Origin of the sequence: Marinimicrobium sp. UBA4209 (genome assembly GCF_002381585.1) — a bacterium.
Taxonomy (GTDB): Bacteria; Pseudomonadota; Gammaproteobacteria; order Pseudomonadales; family Cellvibrionaceae; genus Marinimicrobium; species Marinimicrobium koreense.
In genome coordinates, this window is sequence record NZ_DFTP01000054.1 from 14,856 (window position 1) to 19,650 (window position 4,795).

The 4,795-nt window shown below is 59.9% G+C and carries 5 protein-coding genes; 3 read left to right on the top strand and 2 right to left on the bottom strand.

Annotated features, from left to right (window positions below; all coding sequences use genetic code 11):
• Together B3187_RS07965 and B3187_RS07970 are read right to left on the bottom strand one after the other, a co-directional pair.
• On the bottom strand, window positions 1-521 hold a 521-nt coding region (locus B3187_RS07965; RefSeq protein ID WP_286805614.1), incomplete at its 3' end, for an HAD-IIB family hydrolase.
• The gene (locus B3187_RS07970) at window positions 518-1,489 is read right to left on the bottom strand and encodes a phosphoribulokinase (protein WP_286805616.1); all 972 of its coding nucleotides are present in this window, start codon (window positions 1,487-1,489) and stop codon (window positions 518-520) included. The genes B3187_RS07965 and B3187_RS07970, both read right to left, overlap by 4 nt.
• A 145-nt stretch (window positions 1,490-1,634) precedes the next feature.
• Between B3187_RS07970 and B3187_RS07975 the strand changes: the two genes are divergently transcribed.
• From B3187_RS07975 to B3187_RS07985, 3 genes are all read left to right on the top strand, one after another.
• Window positions 1,635-2,180: a GbsR/MarR family transcriptional regulator gene (locus tag B3187_RS07975; protein WP_339619876.1), complete on the top strand. Its 546-nt coding sequence runs from the start codon at window positions 1,635-1,637 to the stop codon at window positions 2,178-2,180.
• Between the two features lie 147 nt (window positions 2,181-2,327).
• Window positions 2,328-3,698, top strand: coding sequence for a cytochrome ubiquinol oxidase subunit I (locus B3187_RS07980; RefSeq protein ID WP_286805618.1), 1,371 nt, complete (start codon window positions 2,328-2,330; stop codon window positions 3,696-3,698).
• Window positions 3,698-4,702, top strand: a complete 1,005-nt coding sequence (locus tag B3187_RS07985) for a cytochrome d ubiquinol oxidase subunit II (RefSeq protein WP_286805631.1) — start codon at window positions 3,698-3,700, stop codon at window positions 4,700-4,702. The genes B3187_RS07980 and B3187_RS07985 overlap by 1 nt, the downstream gene beginning before the upstream one ends.
• Window positions 4,703-4,795: the final 93 nt, after the last annotated feature.

A 4,795-nucleotide genomic window follows, 5' to 3' on the forward strand; every position in this document is an offset into this window, starting at 1 on the left:
TTGTGGCGGGTCAGTCGCTCGGTGAACTCCGCCAGAGCCTCCGGCGTATCGCGCCACACAATAGGCTCCGAGGCCTTACGCTGGCTGGCCAGGCGGGCCGCTTCCAACGTCAGGCCGGTATGTTGGGCGATGTCCTCATCGGTCATCCAGGCAAAACCGGTAAACCGATAATCCGCCTTCAGCTCGTTGAGCAGCGTCAGAATCTGCTCCCGTGACAGGCCCCGGTATTCGTAGTGGTAACCATCGCTGATCAGGCGCGAGTCCGCCGACAAGCCCAGCGCCTCCAGCAGGTTCTCTGGTATCAGAAGCAGGCTGCCGTTCTCACAGACCAGAGGATCCGTGTTGCCCAGCGCACGGCGCAGCTCGAGCATCTCCACATCGGTTTTGCTGGAAACCAGGACCAGAGGAACCTTGCGCTGTTTGAGCGCGGCCAGCGCCGGCTTCGCCGCCGACCAGTCGTAGTCATCATGATTAAGCAGGGTGCCGTCGAGATCGGTAAATACCACCATGGGTGTGCTCATAACCTGGTTGCTCCAGAGGCCGTAATCCGCTCAACGCGGTGATGGGTGTCCAGCGCCAACACCAGGTCGGCCCGCTCCGGCATTTCCTGGAGAATCCAGCGGGTGAGCCGTTCGTAGTGATCGATGAAGCGCTGCAACATGGGGGGTGTCATCAGGTGAGTGCCGGTACGCCGCTCATCCTCGAGCTGCTTTTTCAGAGCGGCTTCCTGCTCGGAGCGCCACTGAAACACCTGCTCAAACGACGGTGCCCGCAATAGAATCAGGTGATTGAGACGGGCAAACAGACGCTGGTAGCCCTTCAGTTGCTCATTGACATAGCGACGCCAGCGGCCGTCGGGGTCTTCCTCACGTTCCAGGGCATTGAGCGCGGGCTCCAGCGCCGCCTCCTCCTGGGGTCGGGCGCCGACGCACCAGCCTTCGAAAATGATCAAATGAGGGCGACCCTGCCACAGCTCACCTTCCGCACGGCGGTCATCCTGGGCTTTGTCAAAACGCGGCAGGGTCACCCGGGTATTGGCATCGGCCTGGGTCAGCGCCTGCAGCAACGCCTCCCCCATGGCGATATCATGGGTGCCCGGCACCCCCCGGGTTGCCAGTAGCGGGTGCACCTCGTCCGCCAGCCGTCGCCGCTCACTCCGGGTCAGGTACAGGTCATCAATGGACAAACGACACACCTGAAACCCTCGCAGCTCAAGAAGATGCGCTATCACCTCCGCCGCGGTGGACTTCCCCGTCCCCTGGGCGCCGTTTATGCCCAACACCAGGGGGTCAGAGCGCGTGGGCAGGCAGCGCGCCAGGCGCTCCGCCAGCGGGCTATACAGCCGAGCCAGGTAGCCCGCCAGGGCTTCGGTGACACGGAGATGCCGGGAAAGCAATGGGATGTCGGCCGGAGCTTCTCGCCCCCTGACGCCCCACCGCTCCAGCAGGGCCGCCGGCCAAAGTGCCGTGGTTTCCTCCAAATCAATCATGACGCAATCCTTCTGGTTAACTCGAGCCCCACACCTGGGACCTTATTAAGCATAGCAGTGCAGGATTTGGGCCACCGGACACTTGACGACTACCACCTGTTACTGTAATTTCAGTAATTACTGAAATTTGTGGAGTACCCCATTCGTGTCAGACCAACTTACCCCGATGATTCAATCCTGCGTGCTGCACTTCGGTGAAATGGGTAGCCGTTGGGGCATCAATCGCACCGTGGGCCAGATGTACGCGCTTCTGGTGTTGAGCGAAGAACCCTTGTGCGCCGAGCAGATCGCTCAGGCACTAGGCTTCTCGCGCTCCAATGTCAGCATGGGGCTCAAAGAACTGCAGTCCTGGGAGTTGGTGCGTCTGCAACACATTCCCGGCGAGCGGAAGGAGTTTTTCTCTGCCCCGGATGATGTCTGGGATATCGCCAAGACGCTGATCGAGCAGCGGCGCAAGCGGGAAATTGACCCAACCCTGTCGACCCTGCGCGGCCTGCTGCTGGAGCAGCCCGCCAATCGCCAGGAGGAGTACGCTCAGGCACGCATGCAGGAAATGCACGAACTGATCGAGATGTTGACCCAGTGGACCACGGAAATTCAGCGGCTCAATCAGAGTAATTTGAAGAGCCTGTTAAAGCTTGGCGGGAGTCTGGGCAAGGTGTTGGACATGAAGGATCGGTTTTTGAAGTAGAGGCGCTTGCATCGACGTATCGTTACGGCGGATGCGCTGCGCTTATCCGCCCTACGCAACCAGCGAGGCCCGGCGTAGGGCGGATCGGTCCGACGCATCGGAGCCAAAGGCGCATCCGCCGTCACCTGAACCAACGAGGTACCAACAATGGAAACCCTGTTGTTATCGCGCATTCAATTCGCCGCGAATATCAGTTTCCACATTCTGTTCCCCACCATCACCATCGCCTTGGCGTGGTTTCTGTTTTATTTCCGGGTTCAGCACAACCGCACCGGTGACGAAGTGTGGATGCGGGCCTACCGCTTCTGGGTGAAGGTGTTTGCGCTGAGCTTTGCCCTCGGCGTGGTCAGCGGTATCACCATGTCCTTTCAGTTCGGCACTAACTGGCCGGGCTTTATGGAAACCGTGGGCAATATCGCCGGGCCACTGCTCGGCTATGAAGTGCTGACTGCCTTTTTCATGGAGGCGACTTTCCTGGGCATCATGCTGTTCGGCATCAACCGGGTCTCCAATCGGGTACACACCATCGCCACCTTTCTGGTGGCCGTCGGTACCAGCCTGTCCGCCTTCTGGATTCTGTCCCTCAACTCCTGGATGCACACGCCCACCGGTTTTGAAGTGCGCGATGGGGTGGCCTTTCCGGTGGACTGGTGGGCCATCATCTTCAATCCATCCATGCCCTACCGACTGGCCCACATGCTGGTCGCATCCGGACTGACGGCGGCCTTTTTGATGGCGGGCCTATCGGCTTATCGCCTGCTCAAGCGCGATCACAAGCCCGCTCCACGCCTGGCATTGAAAACAGGCGTCTATGCCGCCGCACTTCTGATTCCACTGCAGATCCTGCTGGGCGATCTACACGGGCTGAACACCCTGAAACATCAGCCCGCCAAAGTGGCGGCCATGGAAGGCCTGTGGGAAACCACCGAAGGGGCCCCTCTGGTGCTTTTCGGGCTTCCCGACGAAGAACAGAAACGCAACCATTTTGCCCTGGAAATTCCCGGCGGGGCCAGTTTCATTCTCACCCACGACTGGCAGGGTAAGGTGCAAGGGCTGAACGAATTCACCGATGAACATCCACCCGTCGCGCCAGTATTCTGGGGTTTTCGCATCATGGTCGGGTTGGGCTTTCTGATGCTCGCGGCCTCCTGGTTGGGGGCATGGCAGCTGTGGCGGCGCGCCTCGGTGCCCCCCTGGATGCTCAAGGTATTCGTGGCCATGACCTTCTCGGGCTGGGTCGCCACCCTCGCCGGTTGGTACGTCACCGAAATTGGCCGCCAACCCTGGCTGGTAACCGGCGTTCTGAGCACCAGCGAGGCCGTCACCACCGTCCCCGGAGGCAATGTGGCCATATCGCTCGCCATCTACCTGACGCTGTATGCCGGTCTTCTGGTGGCCTACATCAGCGCCCTGTTCCTGATCGCCCGCAAGGCGGTACTGGTCGACCGCGACGAAGAGGTCAACACCCTGCAGGATCAATACAACCCGATGGTCCGCAATGAAGGAGGTGCCCTGTGATGCCGACCGGAGAAGCCTTTTGGCTACCCTTGATCTTCATGGCACTGATGGGTGTGGCGTTTCTCATTTATGCCATTCTTGACGGTTATGACCTCGGAGTGGGCATCCTGTTGCCGCGAGACTCGGAGCGCCAGCGCGACACCATGATCGCGTCCATCGGCCCCTTTTGGGACGCCAATGAAACCTGGTTGGTGTTGGGTGTCGGCATTATTCTGATTGCCTTTCCCGCCGCCCACAATGTGATCCTGTTTCAGCTGTATATGCCCGTAACGCTGATGCTGGCCGGATTGATTCTGCGCGGTGTCGCCTTTGACTTTCGGGCCAAGGCGCCGGTGGATCACAAAACCCGCTGGGACTTCGCTTTCTGGGCCGGCTCACTGCTGGCGACCTTATCTCAGGGTTACATGCTCGGGCTTTACGTCATGGGCTTTGAGCAGAGCCTCGCCTCCTACGCCTTTGCCGCTCTCAGCGCGGTGTGTGTGACCGCCGGCTACTGCCTGATTGGCGCCGCCTGGCTGGTGATGAAAACCGAAGGCGAGCTGCAGCTGCGGGCGGCTCGCTGGGCACGCCGCTGCGCCTGGTTGATGGCGTTGGGGCTGGTCGCCGTGTCGGTCATCAACCCGATGATCAGCGAGCGGGTGTTCGACAAGTGGCTGGGGGGAGACCTGACGCTTCTGCTGCTGATCATCCCGGTACTCAGCTTTTTCCTGTTTTTGATCAATGACCGCTACCTGTCCAACTTTCCCTACGACAATGACTTTGGCTGCTGGCTACCATTTGCCATCGCCATCGCCCTGTTTGTACTCGCGTTTTCCGCCCTGGCGTACAGTTTTTTCCCCTACGTGGTGCCCGAACAGCTCACCTTTTGGGAAGCCGCCAGCGCCCCGGAATCACTCAAGTTCATTCTGGTGGGTGTGGTGATTGTGTTGCCTGCGATCATTGCCTATACGCTGTTTGCCTACCGCGTATTCTGGGGTAAGGCGCGGGAGTTGACGTATTACTGAAGCACCAAAACTGCTTGCGTTAACGGCGGATGCGCTTTAATACCGCTGCGCTCGGCCCCTACGCGACCTGCCGTGCTATCCGTAGGGCGGATA